This is a genomic window from Tumebacillus lacus, from assembly GCF_026410385.1.
Lineage (GTDB): Bacteria > Bacillota > Bacilli > Tumebacillales > Tumebacillaceae > Tumebacillus > Tumebacillus lacus.
This window is the reverse complement of record NZ_JAPMLT010000015.1, coordinates 88636-107347: the sequence shown is the minus strand read 5'-3', so window position 1 is coordinate 107347 and position 18712 is coordinate 88636. Positions and strand designations below refer to the sequence as shown.

General features: G+C 57.6%; 15 protein-coding genes. 5 read left to right on the top strand and 10 right to left on the bottom strand.

The window, feature by feature from the left end:
- Positions 1-448: hypothetical protein (locus OS242_RS19400; RefSeq protein WP_267153355.1), on the top strand; the 448-nt coding region annotated here is incomplete at its 5' end.
- A gap of 36 nt (positions 449-484) precedes the next feature.
- Positions 485-916 (top strand): hypothetical protein, encoded by a 432-nt coding sequence (locus tag OS242_RS19395; RefSeq protein WP_267153354.1) that lies wholly within the window; start codon positions 485-487, stop codon positions 914-916.
- Between the two features lie 48 nt (positions 917-964).
- Here OS242_RS19395 and OS242_RS19390 read toward each other — a convergent pair whose 3' ends face one another.
- On the bottom strand, positions 965-1864 hold the full coding sequence (locus tag OS242_RS19390; protein WP_267153353.1) for an EamA family transporter: 900 nt from the start codon (positions 1862-1864) through the stop codon (positions 965-967).
- Between the two features lie 59 nt (positions 1865-1923).
- Between OS242_RS19390 and OS242_RS19385 the strand changes: the two genes are divergently transcribed.
- Positions 1924-2412, top strand: coding sequence for a VanZ family protein (locus OS242_RS19385; protein WP_267153352.1), 489 nt, complete (start codon positions 1924-1926; stop codon positions 2410-2412).
- 26 nt (positions 2413-2438) lie between these two features.
- Here OS242_RS19385 and OS242_RS19380 read toward each other — a convergent pair whose 3' ends face one another.
- Both OS242_RS19380 and OS242_RS19375 read right to left on the bottom strand, forming a co-directional pair.
- Complete coding sequence (locus OS242_RS19380) at positions 2439-3353, bottom strand: AlbA family DNA-binding domain-containing protein (RefSeq protein WP_267153351.1); 915 nt, start codon at positions 3351-3353, stop codon at positions 2439-2441.
- A gap of 350 nt (positions 3354-3703) precedes the next feature.
- Complete coding sequence (locus OS242_RS19375) at positions 3704-5011, bottom strand: glucose-6-phosphate isomerase (RefSeq protein ID WP_407702135.1); 1308 nt, start codon at positions 5009-5011, stop codon at positions 3704-3706.
- 295 nt (positions 5012-5306) lie between these two features.
- Between OS242_RS19375 and OS242_RS19370 the strand changes: the two genes are divergently transcribed.
- Together OS242_RS19370 and OS242_RS19365 are read left to right on the top strand one after the other, a co-directional pair.
- On the top strand, positions 5307-7724 hold the full coding sequence (locus OS242_RS19370) for a hypothetical protein (protein ID WP_267153350.1): 2418 nt from the start codon (positions 5307-5309) through the stop codon (positions 7722-7724).
- 201 nt (positions 7725-7925) lie between these two features.
- Positions 7926-10655, top strand: a complete 2730-nt coding sequence (locus tag OS242_RS19365) for a hypothetical protein (RefSeq protein ID WP_267153349.1) — start codon at positions 7926-7928, stop codon at positions 10653-10655.
- A 47-nt stretch (positions 10656-10702) separates the two neighbouring features.
- On the opposite strand, the gene OS242_RS19360 is transcribed toward OS242_RS19365, so the two are convergent.
- From OS242_RS19360 to OS242_RS19330, 7 genes are all read right to left on the bottom strand, one after another.
- On the bottom strand, positions 10703-12628 hold the full coding sequence (locus OS242_RS19360; protein ID WP_407702136.1) for a polysaccharide biosynthesis protein: 1926 nt from the start codon (positions 12626-12628) through the stop codon (positions 10703-10705).
- Positions 12629-12691: 63 nt separating this feature from the next.
- Positions 12692-13810 carry a DegT/DnrJ/EryC1/StrS family aminotransferase gene (locus tag OS242_RS19355; protein WP_267153347.1) on the bottom strand — a complete coding sequence of 373 codons (1119 nt, stop codon included), beginning with the start codon at positions 13808-13810 and terminating at the stop codon, positions 12692-12694.
- Positions 13811-13830: 20 nt separating this feature from the next.
- Positions 13831-14868 carry a lipid II:glycine glycyltransferase FemX gene (locus OS242_RS19350; protein WP_267153346.1) on the bottom strand — a complete coding sequence of 346 codons (1038 nt, stop codon included), beginning with the start codon at positions 14866-14868 and terminating at the stop codon, positions 13831-13833.
- Complete coding sequence (locus OS242_RS19345; protein ID WP_267153345.1) at positions 14850-15641, bottom strand: GNAT family N-acetyltransferase; 792 nt, start codon at positions 15639-15641, stop codon at positions 14850-14852. The genes OS242_RS19350 and OS242_RS19345 overlap by 19 nt, the downstream gene beginning before the upstream one ends.
- Positions 15638-16258, bottom strand: a complete 621-nt coding sequence (locus OS242_RS19340) for a sugar transferase (RefSeq protein ID WP_267153344.1) — start codon at positions 16256-16258, stop codon at positions 15638-15640. The genes OS242_RS19345 and OS242_RS19340 overlap by 4 nt, the downstream gene beginning before the upstream one ends.
- Positions 16236-17429 carry a glycosyltransferase family 4 protein gene (locus OS242_RS19335; RefSeq protein ID WP_267153343.1) on the bottom strand — a complete coding sequence of 398 codons (1194 nt, stop codon included), beginning with the start codon at positions 17427-17429 and terminating at the stop codon, positions 16236-16238. Before OS242_RS19335 ends, OS242_RS19340 begins: the two co-directional genes overlap by 23 nt.
- A gap of 4 nt (positions 17430-17433) precedes the next feature.
- Positions 17434-18711, bottom strand: a complete 1278-nt coding sequence (locus OS242_RS19330; RefSeq protein WP_267153342.1) for a nucleotide sugar dehydrogenase — start codon at positions 18709-18711, stop codon at positions 17434-17436.
- Position 18712 lies beyond the last annotated feature (1 nt).

Below are 18712 nucleotides of genomic sequence, written 5' to 3'. Positions count from 1 at the left end.
AGGCACGCCGCCAGCGTTCGTCCTGAGCCAGGATCAAACTCTCAATAAAAGTTTGGTTCATAGCGAACTGAATCGCTGGCTCGAAAATCGATCTCGTAACACTCGTTTAGTTTTCAAGGATCAATCATTGCTTGCATTTCCATCATTGCCCGAGGCAACGTTGTTTAGACTATCACATCAAAAGTTCATTGTCAACCCGCCAGTTTCAATCTTCTCTCGCGGCGACAGAAGTAATCTTACCACGCCCGCCTCCCGCCCTCAACCACGCCCCTCAAACAAATCAAAACAAAATACCGCCGCTCCTCTCGCCCATCCCACACAGCCACCCCCTTTCCCTCGATCTCTCCCTTATACACTCCTTCCCCGTCTCACCCTTTCACAAATTCCCATCATTCGAAAAAGACTTTCTCTCAAACAGTCTGACAAGCTCCTTTTTTGTCAAAACTAGCAAACATCCGACTCAAAAGGAGTGAAAACAACAAGAATGAAACGGCACACCCTGATTCTCAGCACAGCCGCCCTCGCAGCCGGTCTGCTCACCGGATGCGAAGAGCAACAGATCACCCCGACCGAGCAACCGGCCGCTCCCTCCCAAGCGGAGACGCCGGCCAGCGTCGATCTTTCAGCAAAACCGACGCTGAAGATGGACGTCGACGTGGCAGGCACCACCGCCACCGTACGCTTTGAAACGACTTCCTTCAAACTGTCGCCCGAGCACTACAGCGGCGCGCACATCCCCGGCGAAGGGCATATCCACCTGTTCGTCGACGGTTCTCCAAGCCGCATCGGCGTTAAAGAACACACGCACGAACTCACAGGTCTCGCCAAAGGCAAGCACACGTTGGAGGCCTCCCTGCACACCAACAACCACCAAGCCTACAACGTGCAGGACCAAATCGAATTTGAAATCAAATAGCACAAAAAGAACCCCGCCGACCTAAAGCCGCACGGGGTTCTGCTGTCCCTATCTCGCTTCCGCTTCCCGGCGTCGCGATCGCAGTTTGATCTCCGACACTGCGATCCCGAGCAGGATCAACAAGATCCCCGCCCACTGCACCGGAAACACCGCTTCACCCAAAATCAGCGCGGCTGCCACGACCGCCACCGGCAGCTCGATCGAGCCGAGCACACCGGCCAACGCGCCGCCCACTTTGGGGATCCCGATATTAAAGAACACCTGCGGGATCACCTGTCCGAGCGCCCCGATGATCAGTGCCCAGATCCACAGCCCTTCACCGAGCGCCCCGTTCCACAGAAACGTCGGCGGGAAGACAAAGAACACCGCCACCGTAGACGCCGTCCCGATCACCGACGCGTTCACCCACGGCGACACGTCGGTCTTTACATAACTGTAAAAGTACAAGAACAAGGAATACGTAATCGACGACAAAAACCCGAGAATCAACCCGGTCGCCGACACCTCGCTCCAATCGGCGGCAAACAGATCCACCGCGCATACCGTCCCGATCAGCACCAGCGCCAACGCGGTCCATTTCGCTGGAGTGGGTTTCGTGCGCGTCACGAGATAATCGATCAGCATCACCACCCAAGCAAACTGGAACAATAAAACGATGCCAAGCGACGCCGGCAGATCAGAAAGTGACACATAATAAAACACGCTCGTCCCCGTCGACAGCAATCCAAGTCCGATCAGCAGCCCGAGACTTCGAAGCGTCAATCTTCGAAAATGGGACAGCCGAGTCAACGCGAACAGCCACAGCACCACCGTCGCCATCACATACTGGCTGCTCGTCACATCACTTGGCGTAAATCCGGCCTCATACGCCATCTTCACAATCGGCGAGATCAGACCGTAACTGGCCCCGCCGATCAACACAAACAACACCGCCATCCAACGATTCATATCCACCATCCGTTCCATTCTGCTAGAATAATAGAATCCCTGTACGAGGAGGAATGTCCGTGCGTTTACTGGTTTTTTGGATGATCGTCATCTTTTCCCTCTCCGCCATCCCGGACATGAAGATCTTGTACTGGCAGTACTGGCTCGAAAACGAGCACAACCTCTTCATCTCCGACATCGACTGGAAGTTGGTCTTATCATTTAACAATCCCTTCTTTACCATTCCCGCTCCGAGCACACTCTTGCAACTCGACACCTTTTTGCACAAACTGGCCCACCTGATCTTCTACTTCATCCTCGGCTGGCTGGCCTACCGCTATGCCCGCACCGTCAAAAAGGCATTCTGGATCTGCATCTCCTATGCCCTCATTGACGAACTGCACCAAGCGGTCACACCCGGCCGCTACGCTCGCATCTCCGACGTGCTCATCGACATCGTCGCCGCCTGCTTGGCGATCCGGCTCTATCACTGGTTTACCGCACCGGGTCGCTCCAACCGTGCCTCGAAGCGTTTTGTACCGCACAAAGAAACCCGCTCCGCAAAATAGCCGGAGTCGGGTTTTTCTGCTTTCTCCTATAGAAGCCCGAGAGTCGCCGCGGTGCTGGTGCCGATGCGGCGTTTGATGTACAGTTCGGCCAGATCGTACGGATCATCGACCCACACCGATTGATTATTTTGTTTCACCGCGACACGACGCCGCGTTTGACCGCTGCCAAACGACTCCAGCACCGCAAACATCGTGTGCCCGACCGGCACGTAGATATGCAGCACTTTGCGCCCGTTCGCCGCCGTGATCACGCGCATTTCCGGGAACGGGGAGAGCAACGGATAGACCCGTTGATGAAGCAACGAGGAGATCGCGAGCAGATAGCGGTCTTCATTGCCGTAGCGGGCGATCTCATGATTGATCCCGACGATCTCTTTGTCGTTGGAGATGCCGAGATACAGATTTCCGTTGTTCGTGTTGGCGAACGCCACCACCGACTTCAGGATCTTTTCCTTCGCTTGCAAAAAATCGAGCTTGAACTCGATCTCATGATTTTCATCCACCGCCATCGCCCGGTAGACATTGTCCTCGCGACCGAGATAATGATAGCGGGAAATGGCTTGCAGGCGGTAGGTGTACGACTCAAACACATCCGGGTCGAGCACGAGATCTTTCAATTTAAATCGTGCTTCCTGCCACAGCCGATCGACCGTCCCATGAAAACACATATCAAAGTGGACCTTGCGACCGAGGGCATGGATATCGAAACCGACGGCGCAGGAACGGGGGACAGGCACATAGGCAGGGCCCTCCACTTCAAAAACACCCGCAAGAATCAGGTGATCGAAATACACGCGGGGCATCGTCATCTTTTTGCGAATGCGCTCCTTAAAGAGCGGCAGACCCTCTCGTTCCACTTCGTGGAAGAGACGTACCTGTACCTCTTCGTCGTCGGCAGCTTGGAGCACTGCGACGAACCGACAATCCAGCAGCCGATTCATAAATCCACCCCAAATTCCCTCTCATTACCCCCAGTATACGCCTACCCCCACCAAAAAGGAACAGCCCCTCATTCCACTAGTAAAGTGCTACAACCCTACTAAAACAAAGCCCGCCGCCTACCCCACCATCAAAGTGCTACAACCCCACTCAAACAAAGCCCGTCGCCTACCCCACCATCAAAGTGCTACAACCCCCACTGAAATAGCGTCCGCCACTCAGACAGGGTCAGGGGGGGGGGCGATACCTTTTCGCGTGAGATAGGAGCGCCAGCGACTTCGCGAACAAGAAAAGGTATCGCACCCCTGGCCCGGCCGCCAGAAGCACAATACCTTTGCATACTTTCCCTGCTTTAGTACCCTTCTTTCCCCAACAACCTAAACATATTCCGCTTATAAGCCTCCACCCCTGGCTGATCAAACGGATTCACTTCCAACAGATACCCGCTGATCGCACACGCCTTCTCAAAGAAGTAGAACAAATGCCCGACCATCTTCTCATTCAACTCCGGGATCTCCAAAACAAAGTTCGGCACCCCGCCATCCTGATGCGCTTCCAACGTCCCGAGCATCGCTTGTTTGTTCACATAATCGATCGACTTGCCCGCAATATAATTCAACCCGTCCAGATCTTGCTCCAGCGACGGAATGTTCAATTCATAACCGGAATCTTCCACAAACAGCACCGTCTCAAACAAATGCCGCTCACCTTCTTGAATGTACTGCCCCATCGAATGCAGATCGGTCGTAAACTGCACCGACGCCGGATAAATCCCCTTGCCCTCTTTCCCTTCGCTCTCACCAAACAGCTGCTTCCACCACTCCGCAAACGTCGCAAAGCGCGGCTCATACGACACCAGCAGCTCGACCTTCTTGCCTTGACGATACAGCGCGTTCCGGTACGCCGCATATTGGTAGCACGTGTTTTCCTCCAGCTTTGGATTGCTGTACAGGTCGCTCGCTTCCTTCGCCCCTTCGAGCATCTCCGCGATATCAAGACCTGCCACCGCCATCGGCAACAGCCCGACCGGCGTCAACACCGAATAGCGTCCGCCGATGTCGTCCGGGATCACAAACGTCGTGTACCCTTCCGTATCTGCCAACGTCCGCAACGCGCCTTTGTTCGCATCGGTCGTCGCGTAGATCCGGCGGCCTGCCTCCTCCGCACCGTACTTGCGAATCATAAACTCCCGCACCAGACGGAACGCAACGGCCGGTTCTGTCGTCGTGCCGGACTTGGAGATCACGTTTACAGACACCTCTTTGTCGGCGATCAATTGGAACAGTTGATGATAATACGCCGCGCTGAGATTGTGCCCGATGTAATACACTTCCGGGCCGCGACGTTCCGCTTCACCGAGTTGATTGCGGAAGGCGTGGGTGAGCATCTCAATGCCTGCGTGCGCACCCGCGTACGAACCGCCGATCCCGATCACGAGCAGAACGTCCGAGTTGGAGCGGATGCGTTCGGCTGCAGCTTGGACGCGCAGGGCGATGTCGCTGTCCGGAGCGAGCGGTTCGAGCCAGCCGAGGAATTCATGGCCAGGACCCGATTTTTCGTGGACCGTCCGATGGGCGGTCTGCACGTCGCCCGCCAGAGCAGCCGGGGCGTCGGTCAGCCACTTGGCTGCTGCTTGTGTATGGAGCTTCAGTTGAGGCATGTGGTTTCTCTCCTTTTTCTCTGTATGCGTGTTGGGGATATTTCCCTCTGTGTGCTGTCGGATTTACTATATCATGCCGCAGGGCTGAATGCTGTATGCAAAAAAACAGAGATTTTGTCGGAATTTTTGGGTTTGAAAAATGAAGGAACATGACTAATGCCTATATAAATATACCCCTATAATCCTTAAGTCCTACATTTTGTAAACTTATGCTATTGACGATTGCAACCAGAGTTGACAAAATAGATAGCAGGGTAGGCAAAAAATGGGGATTTATATGTGGGGGTGTAGAACAGTGAAGATTAAAAAGTGGAGCTTGGGGGCTCTAGGGATCGCTGTGGTCTCCTCCTTGCTCGTCTTCACAAACGGGGAAGCCGCGTCTTCCAACAACAATGGCATTCCCGGACAGATCGCAGCGATTCAACAGCAGATCGTGCAGTTGAGAGACGCGATCACCGGGAGTCACGAACCGTTGAAACAGGCGGTAGAAGAGCTGCAGGCCCAGTCGGCCGAGCAGAAAAAGCTGATCGAGTCGTTGCAGACGCAATCGACGACCCAGCAGACGAAGGTCGAGAGCTTGGAGCAAAAGTCGGCTGCGCAGGAGCAGACGATCCAGTCGCTGCAGACGCAGACCGGCGCACAAGCGGAAACGATCAACGCTTTGAAGGAAGAGAATTTCCAACAAGCGGAGATCATTGAAGATTTGCAAACGGAAACCACCGCCCAGCAGGAGACGATCAAGAGCTTGGAAGCCAAGACGGCTTCGCAAGAGCAAACGATCAGCGACCTGAAGACGGGCGTTGAACAAGTAGATGAGATCAAAACGCAGACTGTGGCGCTGACCGACACGGTGACCGCCCTGAAATCGGATGTCACCGCTCAAACGGGCACCGTCGCCGCCTTGGAGTCTCAGGTCGCGGCACTGCGAGATCAACACATCGCACAGGATGAACAGATGAACGCGCTCAACACCGACGTGCAAAACCAAAAGCAGCAGAACGCTGATCAGTACAACCTGATCACGGTGCTCACTCAGGATCTCACCACGTCGATGGCCGACATCATCGGCATCCGCACCGACGTGCAGGAAGAGAAGCAGCAGAGGGCCGCGCTGCAAGCCCGGCAGTCCGATCTCGAATCGCAAGTGGGCAGCGCGATGACGCTGTTCGGAAGCTTTGAAGCGAAGATCCCGCTGCTCGAACAGTCGGTGGCCGACCTGAGCACGACTGTCGGCACCTATGACGGCAAGATCGATGACATGACCGCGTCTCTGGCCAGCACGACGGCGCAGTTGTCCGCTCAACAATCGGTGCTCAGCGGCCTTGAGTCGACGCAAAATGACCAAGCCAGCCTGCTGAACTCCTTGAAGACGCAAGTGAACGGCGATGTACAACGCATCGGCGCTCTGGAATCCAAGACGGCCGCGCTGCAAGTGTCGGTGGACACTCTGGTCGACCAGCAACAGAAGATCGACACGCTGACCACCGATGTCTCGTCTCTCAAGACCGCCGTCACCGGTCAAAAGCAAGACATCGGCATCCTGCAAACTTCGACTTCCAGCCTGCAGTCGTCTGTGGACAAACTGCTTCGCCAGAACATCGACATCACCGCTCTGCAGACGCAGATCGGCAACCTGAGCAACCAGTCCAAATCGAACACGCAAAACCTGATCGACCTCAACAACCAGATGAGCACCGCTCAATACCAGATCCGACAGCTCGCTCTCAAGACCAACACCGACGTGTCCGATACGACTCCGCCGCCACCGCCGATCTCCGGCAATGTGGCCACGTATGAGGACAATGACCCGATGGCGATCTACAACGGGTACTGGGGCACGTACAACAAGTATGCGCTGTCCGGCGGCTCCGCTCGCTACACCAACATTCCGGGCACCTCGATGACCTTCGCCTTCCACGGCACAGGCATCGCCGTGACCGGCTACAAATCGCCTTACTACGGCATCGCCCGCGTCTACATCGACGGTGAAGACGCAGGCACGATCGACTACTACGCACCGACTGAAACGTTCTCGCAACTGCTGTTCATAAAGACCGGCCTTACCGATGGCCCGCACACCATCAAGATCGTGTGGACCGGCCAGATGAACCCGCTGGCAAAAGCATCGAACATCAACGTGGACACCTTCGTCATCCCGCTCGACGGGCAAACGTTTGTGAAAGTCCCGGGCGGCTACGTCACGAAACCGTTGCCGGCCGAAGCACCGCCGGTCGTCACCCCGATCCCGGGCGACAACACCCAACCGGGCGACAACACCCAACCGGGCGACAACACCACCCAACCGGACGACAACACCACCCAACCGGGCGACGGCACCACCCAACCGGGCGGCAACACTCAACCGGGCGACAACACTCAACCGGGCGACAACACTCAACCGGGCGACAACACTCAACCGGGCGACAACACATCCCAACCGGGCGACAACACCACCCAACCGGGCGACAACACATCCCAACCGGGCGACAACACATCCCAACCGGGCGACAACACCACCCAACCGGGCGACAACACATCCCAACCGGGTGACAACACATCCCAACCGGGCAACAACACATCCCAACCGGGTGACACCACCACCGAGCCAGGTGATACCATCACTCCTCCGAGGGACGACACAGAGCCGACTGGCAGCACGGCTCCGTCGTCGGACAGCAGTTCTCCTGCTTCCGACGTCCCGTCTGCTGCCTAAATCTACTACTAAATATCTGCCAAAAGACCGCTTTCTTTCCAATAGAAAGCGGTCTTTAGTTTTTTAGAAAATTTTTTCACTCTTAGAATCATAAACTTTTTTAGGAAGTTGACCGAAATCTATTGACGCTTTAATCTTCCACCCTAATAATAGACTTGGGGGAAACTATATGTGGGTCTTGGGGGGAAGGAGTACATGTAGATGAAAGCGCTCAATACTTTCTTGCTCATCGCGCCCTTAGCTGTCTCATCCGTCGCGTTGACTTACTCAGTGGGAGGGACCGATGTCTTCAAATCGGCACCGGCCTTTATGCAAAACACCCAGGAGACGAAAGCGAGCACGATGCTCGGCACCGCCGAAAACTTCAACTCGCTGGAGAAAAAGTTCAGCACGCTGAATGCGACCGTAACTGCACAACAGCAAGAAATTCAATCGCTTCGCAACAAACTGACCCAACAAGAGACGCAGTCTACATCGCAGCAAACTCAGATTGAAAAACTGTTAGCGCAAACCACCGCTCAATCCCAAGGAATTGATAAGCTGTTCTCGCAGACCAGCGCATACATGCAGACCGTGTCCGGCCTGCAGTCTCAAACCGAAACGTACCAAAAGAGTGTTGACGGTCTTCAATTCCTGTCTGCTGTTCACCAAAAAAATCTATTTGAATTCCAGACCCAACTGGGGGTTCAAGATTCGAAATTGTTCGAACTGAATGCCCTGGCCTCCGCGAACCAGACGGACGTGAAATCGTTGCAACTCCAGAATACGATGTACCAACAAAGCCTTGCCGGTCTCCAATCCGGCATGCAGCAGTACGAAGAAAACTTGAAGGCACTGCTCGCGGTGAACATCAACTACGAACGCGAGTTGGCCGATCTGCAACAAGTCGCAGCCCTGCACTCCAACCAGATCAAGCAAGCGCTGTCGAGATCGACGAGCAGCGGCTCGTCCTCTGCTGTGCGCAAGCTGCAAAAGCAACTGGCTGAGCAACAAGCGTCGCTCGGGACGCTGAAAACGCAAGTCGAGACGCTGCCGGACAACTCGACCGTCATCACCGACCTGCGTACCAAGCTGACCGACCAAGAAACCAAGATCGGCTCCCTGGAATCGGGCCTGGCCGATCAGAACACGACGCTTGGCAACCTGCTCTCAAAAGTGGACGCGCAGCAGTCGACGCTCGACACGATTGACACGAAAGTCTCCAATGTAGAGACCAAAGTCAACGCGCAGGATTCCAAGATCGATGCCATCGACTCCAAAGTCGGTTCGATGGAAACGTCGATCACCAACTACGACGCGCAGATCGGCACCCTGACCTCCAAAGTCGGCACGCTCGAGACCACCGTCTCGGAGCAAGGCACCAAGATCGGTTCTTTGGAAACCACCGTATCCAACCAAGGCACCCAGTTGAACAACCTCGACTCCAAGGTCGGCAACCTGGAGACGACGGTGACCAACCAAGGCACGCAGATCGGCAACCTGCAAACCTCGGTCAACAGCAACACCTCGGCGATCGGCTCGCTGACCACCAAGGTGGGCTCGCTGGAAACCAAGGTCGATACGCTGGAAACGTCCGCAGGTTCGAGCAACGCAGAACTGGAAGCGCTGAAGACGCAGGTGAACCAAAACACCACGAACATCGGCAGTCTGCAGACCTCGTACACGAACCTGAACAACTCGTACACCAACCTGCTGACCCAAGTGAACACCAACACGTCGGACATCAGCAACCTGAACACCAAGACTGCCGATCATGATACCCAGATCGGCAACCTGCAAACGTCCTACACCGGCCTGAACAACTCGTACACGAGCCTGCTCGGTCAGGTGAACACGAACACCTCGACGCTCGGCTCGCTGCAAACGACCGTCGGCAACCAAGGCACGCAACTGGGCAACCTGCAGACGACCGTCACCAACCAAGGCACGCAGATCGGCAACCTGCAGACCTCGGTGACCAACAACACGTCCGCCATCGGCTCCTTGCAGACCACCGTCACCAACCAAGGCACGCAGATCGGCAACCTGCAAACCTCGGTGACCAACAACACGTCCGCCATCGGCTCCTTGCAGACCACCGTCACCAACCAAGGCACGCAGATCGGCAATCTGCAAACCTCGGTGACCAACAACACGACGGCGATCAACAACAATGCGTCCGCCATCGGGTCCTTGCAGACGACCGTTTCGAACCAAGGCACGCAGATCGGCAATCTGCAGACCACCGTCACCAACCAAGGCACGCAGATCACCGACAATTCGACGGCGATCTCGGGCCTGCAAACGCAGGTCGGGCAGCACACGATCGACATCGGTGACTTGTTCACGTCGTACACGGGTCTGAACAATTCGTACACCACCCTGCTGAACCAAGTGAACACGAACACCACCAACATCGGCACGCTGCAAGGCAATGTGACGACCCTGACCAACTTGTACAATCAACTGAACGGTACGGTCTCCACTCTGAGCAACAACTCCAACAAGATGCAGGAGCAGCTCAACCGGATCAATTCTTTGGTCGCCTTCCCGGAAGGGACCCCGAAATACGTCGAAAACAACGACGCCACTGCTGTCACCTACTCCGGTGCTTGGATCACGCACACCGCTTCGGGGTCTCACTCCGGCGGTACCGCACATCACGGGACCGCGACGAACAACAGCATGACCGCAACGTACACGTTTACCGGCACCGGCGTCATCGTCGGCGGCTACAAAAACACAAACTGCGGCATCGCGGACGTCTACATCGACGGCGTTAAGGTCGGCTCCATCGACTACTATGCTTCGGGCATCCAGTATAACCAAATGCTCTTCAAGCACGATGGTTTGTCGGCAGGTAACCACATCTTGGAAATCAAGTCCACCGGCACGAAAAACGCAGCCTCTGCAGGCTACTGGATCTCGGTCGACTACTTCTTCTCGCGTTAATCGCACATGAAAAAAACCGCCTCTCATCGCGAGAGGCGGTTTTCTTTTTACTCTTTGATCGCGGCCACAGCCACTTCGTTCAACGATTTTTTGATCTCCAACGCCGCAACCTGCGCCGACGCTTTGTTCTCCTCCGGCGCCCATTGATACGTCGGCACCGCCTGCAGGAGCAATTCGCGTATCCGCAGTTCGCGGCGGGCGATCTCCGGTTGATTCGCCGTCATCTCGAGTCGTTGCACGATGCGGTGCAGTTCGTCCAGCGAGAAGTCCAGCGGCTGCCCGACAAAGATCCGGTTGTGCATCGTCGCGGTGATCCCTTCCTCGTTGGTCAGAATCTCCTCAAACAGCTTCTCCCCCGGCCGGATGCCGGTGCAGACGATGCGGATGTCTTTGTCCGGGTCGAACCCGGACAGGCGGATCAGGTCGCGGGCGAGATTCATGATCTTCACCGGCTCACCCATGTCGAGGATGAAGATCTCGCCGCCCTGCGCCAGTGCACCGGCCTGAATGACCAGTTGCACCGCTTCCGGGATCGTCATGAAGTAGCGCACCATGTCCGGGTGCGTGATCGTCACCGGGCCGCCGGCCGCGATCTGCCGCTTGAACACCGGGATCACGCTGCCCCGGCTGCCGAGCACGTTGCCAAAACGTACGGCGACAAACTTGGTTTTCGACGTGCGGCCGAGCCCTTGGACGATCATCTCGGCAACCCGCTTGGTGACCCCCATCACCGAGGTCGGGTTGACCGCTTTGTCCGAAGAGATCAGCACAAAGTGCGACGCGTGATAGCGATGCGCGCACTCGGCGACGTTGCGCGTGCCTTGCACGTTGTTGCGCACCGCTTCCGCCGGGTTGCGCTCCATCAGCGGCACGTGTTTGTGCGCCGCTGCGTGGAACACCACCGCCGGACGATAGTGATCGAACACTTCCTCCATCCGATTGCGGTCTTGCACGTCGGCGATGATCGTCTCCAGCGGCACGTCCGGGAACAGCCCCCGCAGTTCCAGTTCGATCTCGTAGATCGAATTTTCACCATGTCCGAGCAGGATCAATCGAGACGGGCGGAACGGCGAGATCTGACGGCACAGCTCCGAGCCGATCGAACCGCCTGCGCCCGTGACCAGCACCACTTGGTCGCTGACATAGTTGGCGACGCCTTCCAGGTCGACGTTGACCGGGTCGCGTCCCAGCAAGTCCTCGACCCGCACTTCGCGGATCTTCCCCATCGACACTTTGCCGGTGACAAAGTCGGAGACGGCCGGCAGGATGCGGATGTTGGCTCTGGTCGTCTTGCAGATGTCGAGCACTTTGGCGACTTCCGCCTTGGACATCGACGGCATCGCGACGAGGATCGTGCCGATGTGCAGGTCTTCCACCGCTTCATGGATCTTGTCGCGTCCCCCGACGACCGGCAAGCCCATGATCTCCCGACGCAGTTTCATCGCATCATCGTCGATAAAGGCCACCGGATACAGATCGGATTCCTGTTTGCGCAGCAATTCTTTGGCCACCAGCGCACCTGCGTAGCCCGCCCCGATGATCAGCGTGCGCTGCTGATGCGGCTGGATCTTGAGCCGCGCTTCAAAGTAGGAATCGCGGAACATGCGCCATGCAAAGCGGGAACCGCCGACGCCGAGCACCGTGAACGCCCATGCCATCATGGCGATGGAACGCGGCACGATGTACCCCGGCACAAACAAATCGATGATGAAATCAAGAAGGACAAACACGACGGCCGCTGTCGTCGTCGCTTTGAGGATCGCCATCAACTCGCGGAGACTGGCGTATTGCCACACGCGGCGATACATGTTCCAAAAGCGGTAAGTCAGCAGCGTGCAGCCCATATACAGCCAGATGATGTACGGTAAAAGTTCCACATACGGCGAGACGATCTGAAAATCGAATCGCAACAGATAGGCCAATACGACAGCCGACGCGATGATAACCCCGTCCAGAATGGCCAGCACCAACATGCGTTGACGAATCTTTACGTTCACTCCCCCATACCCCCCTGCCAAAATTCCCCTCGCACCTTCTTAGTTCTCAGCGCGATCACGCGCGATCTCTTCTTGCACCGCTTGCACCACTTCGTCGATCTGCTCTTCGGTCAAGCGATTGAAGAACGGAATCGCCAGCGTGCCGTTTGCGACGCGCTCGGTCACCGGGAAATCCCCCGGCTGGTAGCCGAACTGTTCGATATAGAACGGCTGCAGATGAATCGGCGTGAAATACGGGCGGCACCCGATGCCGCGCTCCGACAACCGCTGCATGATCCGGTCGCGGTTCAACCCCTCCGCAAAACGAATGACAAACACAAACCAGCTCATCTGTGCGCGCGGGTCGATCTCCGGCAAGATCACGCCGTCGACCGCGCGGAATTTTTCCAGATAGAGGTCGGCCACCCGCGTGCGGGCCGCCAAGATCTCGTCGATGCGCTCCAACTGTGCCACACCGAGTGCGGCCGACAGCTCGTCCATGCGATAGTTGAAGCCAAGGCGCACATGGGACAGCCAGAGGCCGTCTTCGCCGCGTCCTTGGTTGCGCAGCGAGTAGCAGAGATCTGCGATCTCGTCGTCATTGGTGACGATGATGCCGCCTTCGCCGGTGGTCATCTGCTTGTTCGGATAGAAAGCAAACACGCCGGCGTCGCCGAGGATGCCGACCGGCTCGCCGTTCCATTTGGCGCCGATCGCTTCACAGGAGTCTTCGATCACCCGCAGGTTGTGCTTGGTCGCCAAAGCGCGGATCTCGTCCATGTTGACAGGCTGACCGAACACATGCACCGGCAGGATCGCCTTGGTGCGGGGCGTGATCGCCGCTTCGATCTGCGCGATGTCCATGTTGTACGTGTTCTCGTCGATGTCGACAAAGACCGGTTTGGCCCGCTCGAACAGGATGCAGTTGCTCGACGCCACGAACGAGAACGGCGTGGTGATCACTTCATCGCCGTCTTTGATGCCCATCGCGTGGACGATCATGTGCAGGCCGCTCGTCCCGCTGTTGCAGGAGATCGCGTATTTGGCCCCGACGTAGGCGGCCATCGCTTCTTCAAATTGCTTCATCTTCGGACCCAGACCGAGAATGCCCGAATCGAGCACTTCCAGCACGAGGTCTTTTTCCCGTTGGGTCAAATCTGGTCCAGACAGCGGAATCATGTGCATACCCCTCTCGTTCGTCAGGCGGTGACGATGCCTCTGTACAGCGGGAAATATCCCTCGTTCAGCGGTCCGATCGCGCGTGCCCGTTCAGTGAGCTGCTCGTACAGCTCGCGGTCATAAATGTTTTTGCCGATGTGATACCGGTAGTGATGGCCGCCGGTGAACGACGCTTTGAAAGCAAACAGCCCGTCGTCTTCGCGGTAGCCGCCGCCCAAGTGCAACACCTCGGACCCGTGTGCCAACGCCTCGCGCACCATCCGGTCGAACAGCAAGTTGTTCGGACGCAGGTGCAGATGCGCCGTGCTCGATGCCCCGAGGTGGTAGTGCGCGAACCGCTGGCCGAGCATCAGGATCACCCCGGCGATGTACTGCCCTTCGTGGAGGACGAACAGCAGCCGACTCTCGCAGAGCGGCGTCGGAGTCATCTGCCGAACAAAATACTCGCGGTCAAAATAATACAGATCGAGCGCATCGTTACGGTCCATCGTCTCGACGTACAGTTCAAGAAACCGATCAAGATCCTCCGGGCCGCCGACGACGCATTCGAGGCCGAGCTTTTCTGCCTTTTTGATGTTGCGGTCGGTCATCGACGAGTAGTCTCGGCGGACTTCCTCATACGGACGGCCGAGTTTGACCCCGGTCGTCTTGCGGATGTAGCCGACGTCGAGCACGCGGTCGAGGTAGCGTTCGTTGCCGAGCACCGGATGCAGCCGCACCGTCTCCGTGACGATCCGCTGCGACAAGCAATAGGCGCGAAACTTTTCATAAAACGGCACGATGCTGTCGTCGTTGCCTTCCAGATGCGGGCCGCCGTAGCCGTACGGGGTGACGATGTCGTACCCGGCTCCCGCAAACAGCGGGATCTCCCGCTTGATATACGGGTAGAAAATGCGGGTCTCCTCATCCTCGTAGTACGCCGCCTCCGCCACACCCGGCTCCATCTCTGCAAACATCATCGCGTACTCGCGGGAGTAGTAGACGTCAAGGCCGGAAAATCGTTCGAGATACGGCGTCCAGTCGTCGGCAGCTGTCAAGATTACAAAGTTGCTTTCCATGCCTTCGCCTCCGGATCGTCCACTCTCATTTTCGTGCTGTGACACGCGACAGACAGATCGGTCAGTCGCAGTCCCTCTTCTTCCGGGCAGACGACGAGCAGTTGCCGCTCCGGGTCGAGAGCCTTCAGTCCCGCCAACAACGCCTCATCGCGATAGGCGGCAACGCTGTTCAGACGGTAGTAGCGGTCACTGAGCCGACCAACGCTGTAGGTGCCCTGCTCGGTGCGGATCTCCAGCATGGAAAACCCGAACGCGTCCTGATTCGACTGCGCCTGCGGGAAATTGAGCACCGTCATCCCGCCTTCTTGCGGGTCTGCGGGATTGATTCCCTTCAGCCAGATCATCTCTTGGTACGCGACAAATCCCATCTCCTCGTACCAGACGCGCGGACGCGATTTGGAGTCGAACACGTCGAGCAGCAGTTGCTCAATGCCAAATGTTCGTGCCAACTCGATCCCGGTGGCGAACAGTCGGCGGCCAAGGCCGGCGCTGCGCACCTTCGGGTCGAGGTAGATGTTGTTCCAGTAGACCGCGTCGTGATGCACGCGCCACTCGCACATGCCGATCAACTCGCCGTCCATCTCGGCCCCGAAGTACCACGCCTCGCGAAACGGCTGCGGCAGGGAGAGCAGACTTTGCAAATAAAGGGCAAATCCGCCGCTGTTGTAGATCGTCAGCGGGACGTTTTCCTCGTGCATGCCGCCAAGGATCAGGTCGTACACGCGCTCGGCTTCGTCCGGGCGAATCAAGCGAATCGTGATGTCTCCGTTCATTGCGAGAGTCCCCCTCCCCGTTCGATGTCGAGGTCATACATGTTGACCGCCGTGTCGGGCGCTTCGATCACGCCGTCGCGCTTGATCACCTTTTCCACAGTCAGCCAGAGAATTTTAATATCGAGCCACAGGCTCCAGTTCTCCACGTACTGCGCATCGTATTCCAGACGCTGGTTCCAGCCGAGCGTGTTGCGGCCGTTGACCTGTGCCAGCCCGGTGATGCCGGGACGGACGGTGTGGCGGAGCTGTTCGCGCTCGGTGTAGAACGGCATGTATTTGATCAGGAGCGGCCGCGGTCCGACGAGGCTCATCTCGCCCTTCAAGATGTTGAAGAGCTGCGGCAGTTCGTCGAGGGAGAGCTTGCGCAGCACCCGGCCGAGCGGCGTCAACCGCTCGTCGTCGGAGAGCAACTCGCCGTTTTCATCGCGGGCGTTGTTCATCGTCCGAAACTTGTAGATCGTAAACACCTGTCCCCGGTAGCCGATGCGCTGCTGGGTGAACGTCGCTTGCTCACCGGTGTTTAACCGGATCAGCACGGCGACCACCGCCATCATCGGCAGTCCGGGGATCAGCAGGACGAGCGCGACGAAGAGATCAAACAGTCGTTTTACCCACATGGGCCTGCCCTCCTTGCCGCACGTTACACAGAGCATCGAACAGGTTCAACTGCGTCTGCAACACTTTTTGCTCGTCGAAGTACTGCTCGCAGATCTCCCGGCTGCGCTGCCCGTAGCGGCGTCGCAGATCGGCGTCGTCTGCGAGACGCATCATTTTTTCAAAGAGGTCGTCCGCGTCGCCCTTTTCGTGCAGATCGCCGTTTTCCCCGGGAAATACCTCTTCGCGGCAGCCGCGAATGTTCGAGGCGATGATCGCTTTGCCCATCGCCATCGCTTCAATGATCGAGCGGGGCAAGCCTTCCCGCCACGACGGCAGGACGAACGTCTCGCACAGGGAGAGCAGTTCCGGCACGTCTTTGCGAAGTCCGGTGGCGATCACGCCGTCTTCTTGCAACAGGCGTTCCAGTCGCTGGCCGCTCTCGGTGTCGCGCTCGCTTTTGTTGCCTTCGCCGATCACCAGCAGTTTGGCGTTCGCGTGCGTCTGACGCAGGCGGTTGAACGCTTCGAGGAGTTCAAAGATGCCTTTTTCCGCGACCAATCGTCCGATAAAGGCGAAGACGAGATCGTCTTTTTCAATCCCAAACTCGGCGCGCAGGCGGTCTTGCGTCTCCGGCGCGACTTGATTCGGATGAAATTTGGTCCAGATGTCGGTGCCGTTGCTCAGATGGATCGTGCGGTCCTGGTCTTTCATAAAGGCGTCGCGCAGGCAGAGTTCGTAATCTTCGCGGCTTTGGAGCAACAACCAATCGGTGGCGAAGCGGGCAAACAGCTTTTCCAGCGTGTAAAAGAAGGAATACGCGCGTTTGGACATGCCCTCATGGAAGTAAAACCCGTGCGCCGTGTAGATGACGTGCGGCACGCGCGCCAGTTTGGCGGCGACCCGGCCGAGCAGAGCGGCGACCGGGGTATGGACGTGGACGATGTCGTAGCGCTCACGGCGCATCAGGCGGTAGAGGTGCCACACCGAGAGCAGATTGGACCTGGGCGAGATCTTGCGGGCGATGGGCACCTCTTTGAGATCGAGGCCTTGCGCGCGCAGAGTCTGCATGTTGCCCGTGTCGCTGCAGGCGGTGTGCACGGTATAGCCCGCCTCCATCGAGGCTTCGATCAGCGGACGGAGCAACGAGCCGGCCGATCCGTCGATCGCGCATACCTGCAAGATTTTTTTCATGATCTTACAGCCTCCACAGCGCGATCTCGTCCGGGCGCTCCTGCGGGTTCAGCACGCTTTTCACGTCGGTGACGATGCCGGCGCCGTCTTTGAGCAGGCGGCTCAGCAGGCTCCAGCCGTGATCGAGATAGTCGCGGTGCGGGACGGCCAGCACGACGGCGTCGGCCGGTTGCAACTCTTCGAGCGTGAGCAGGTCGAGTCCGTATTCGTGACGGGCTTCGTCAAAGTCGGCCAGCGCATCGGTGACTTGGACGTCGATGCCGTACTCTCGCAGTTCGTTGATGATGTCGATCACGCGGGAGTTGCGCAGGTCGGGCACGTTTTCTTTGAACGTCAGGCCGAGCACGGTGACGCGGGAGCCTTGGATCGGCACGCCCCGCAAGATCATCTGCTTGACCAGCGAGGTGGCGATGAACGCGCCCATGCCGTCGTTGATGCGGCGGCCGGCGAGGATCACCTGCGGGTGGTAGCCGACTTTTTCCGCTTTGTGCGTCAGATAGTACGGATCGACGCCGATGCAGTGGCCGCCGACGAGTCCGGGGGTGAATTTCAAGAAGTTCCATTTGGTGCCGGCCGCAGCCAGCACGTCGGCCGTGTCGATCTCCAGACGGTCGAAGATCAGAGCGAGCTCGTTCATCAGCGCGATGTTCAGGTCGCGCTGCGTGTTCTCGATGACCTTGGCCGCCTCCGCCACTTTGATCGAAGCGGCGCGGAAGACGCCTGCGTCGACGACCGAGCCGTAAACGTCGGCGACGACAGACAGCGTGTCCTCGTCTTGGCCGGAGACGACTTTGACGATGTTGCGGAAGGTGTGTTCGTGGTCGCCCGGGTTGATCCGCTCCGGGGAGTAGCCGACGGTGAAGTCGACGCCCGCTTTCAGACCGGAGCACGCTTCCAGAATCGGCACGCAGACTTCTTCGGTCGCGCCCGGGTAGACGGTCGATTCGTAGACGACGATGGTGCCGGCCCGCATGTGGCGGCCGACCGTCTCAGATGCCTTCACCAGCGGGGTGAAGTCCGGCTGTTTGGCGTTGTCGACCGGGGTCGGCACGGCGACGATGATAAAGTCGCAATCGGCCAGACGCTCCGGCTCATACGTATAGTCGATGTCGGCAGATTGGAGTTCTTCCGCCGTGGTTTCCCCTGTGTAGTCGATGCCTGCCAGCAGCGTTTCGATGCGGTGGCGATTGATGTCAAAGCCGACGACACGGTGTCTTTGCCCGAAAGCGACCGCGACGGGCAACCCGACGTACCCCAGTCCTACTACCCCGATTTTTCTCATG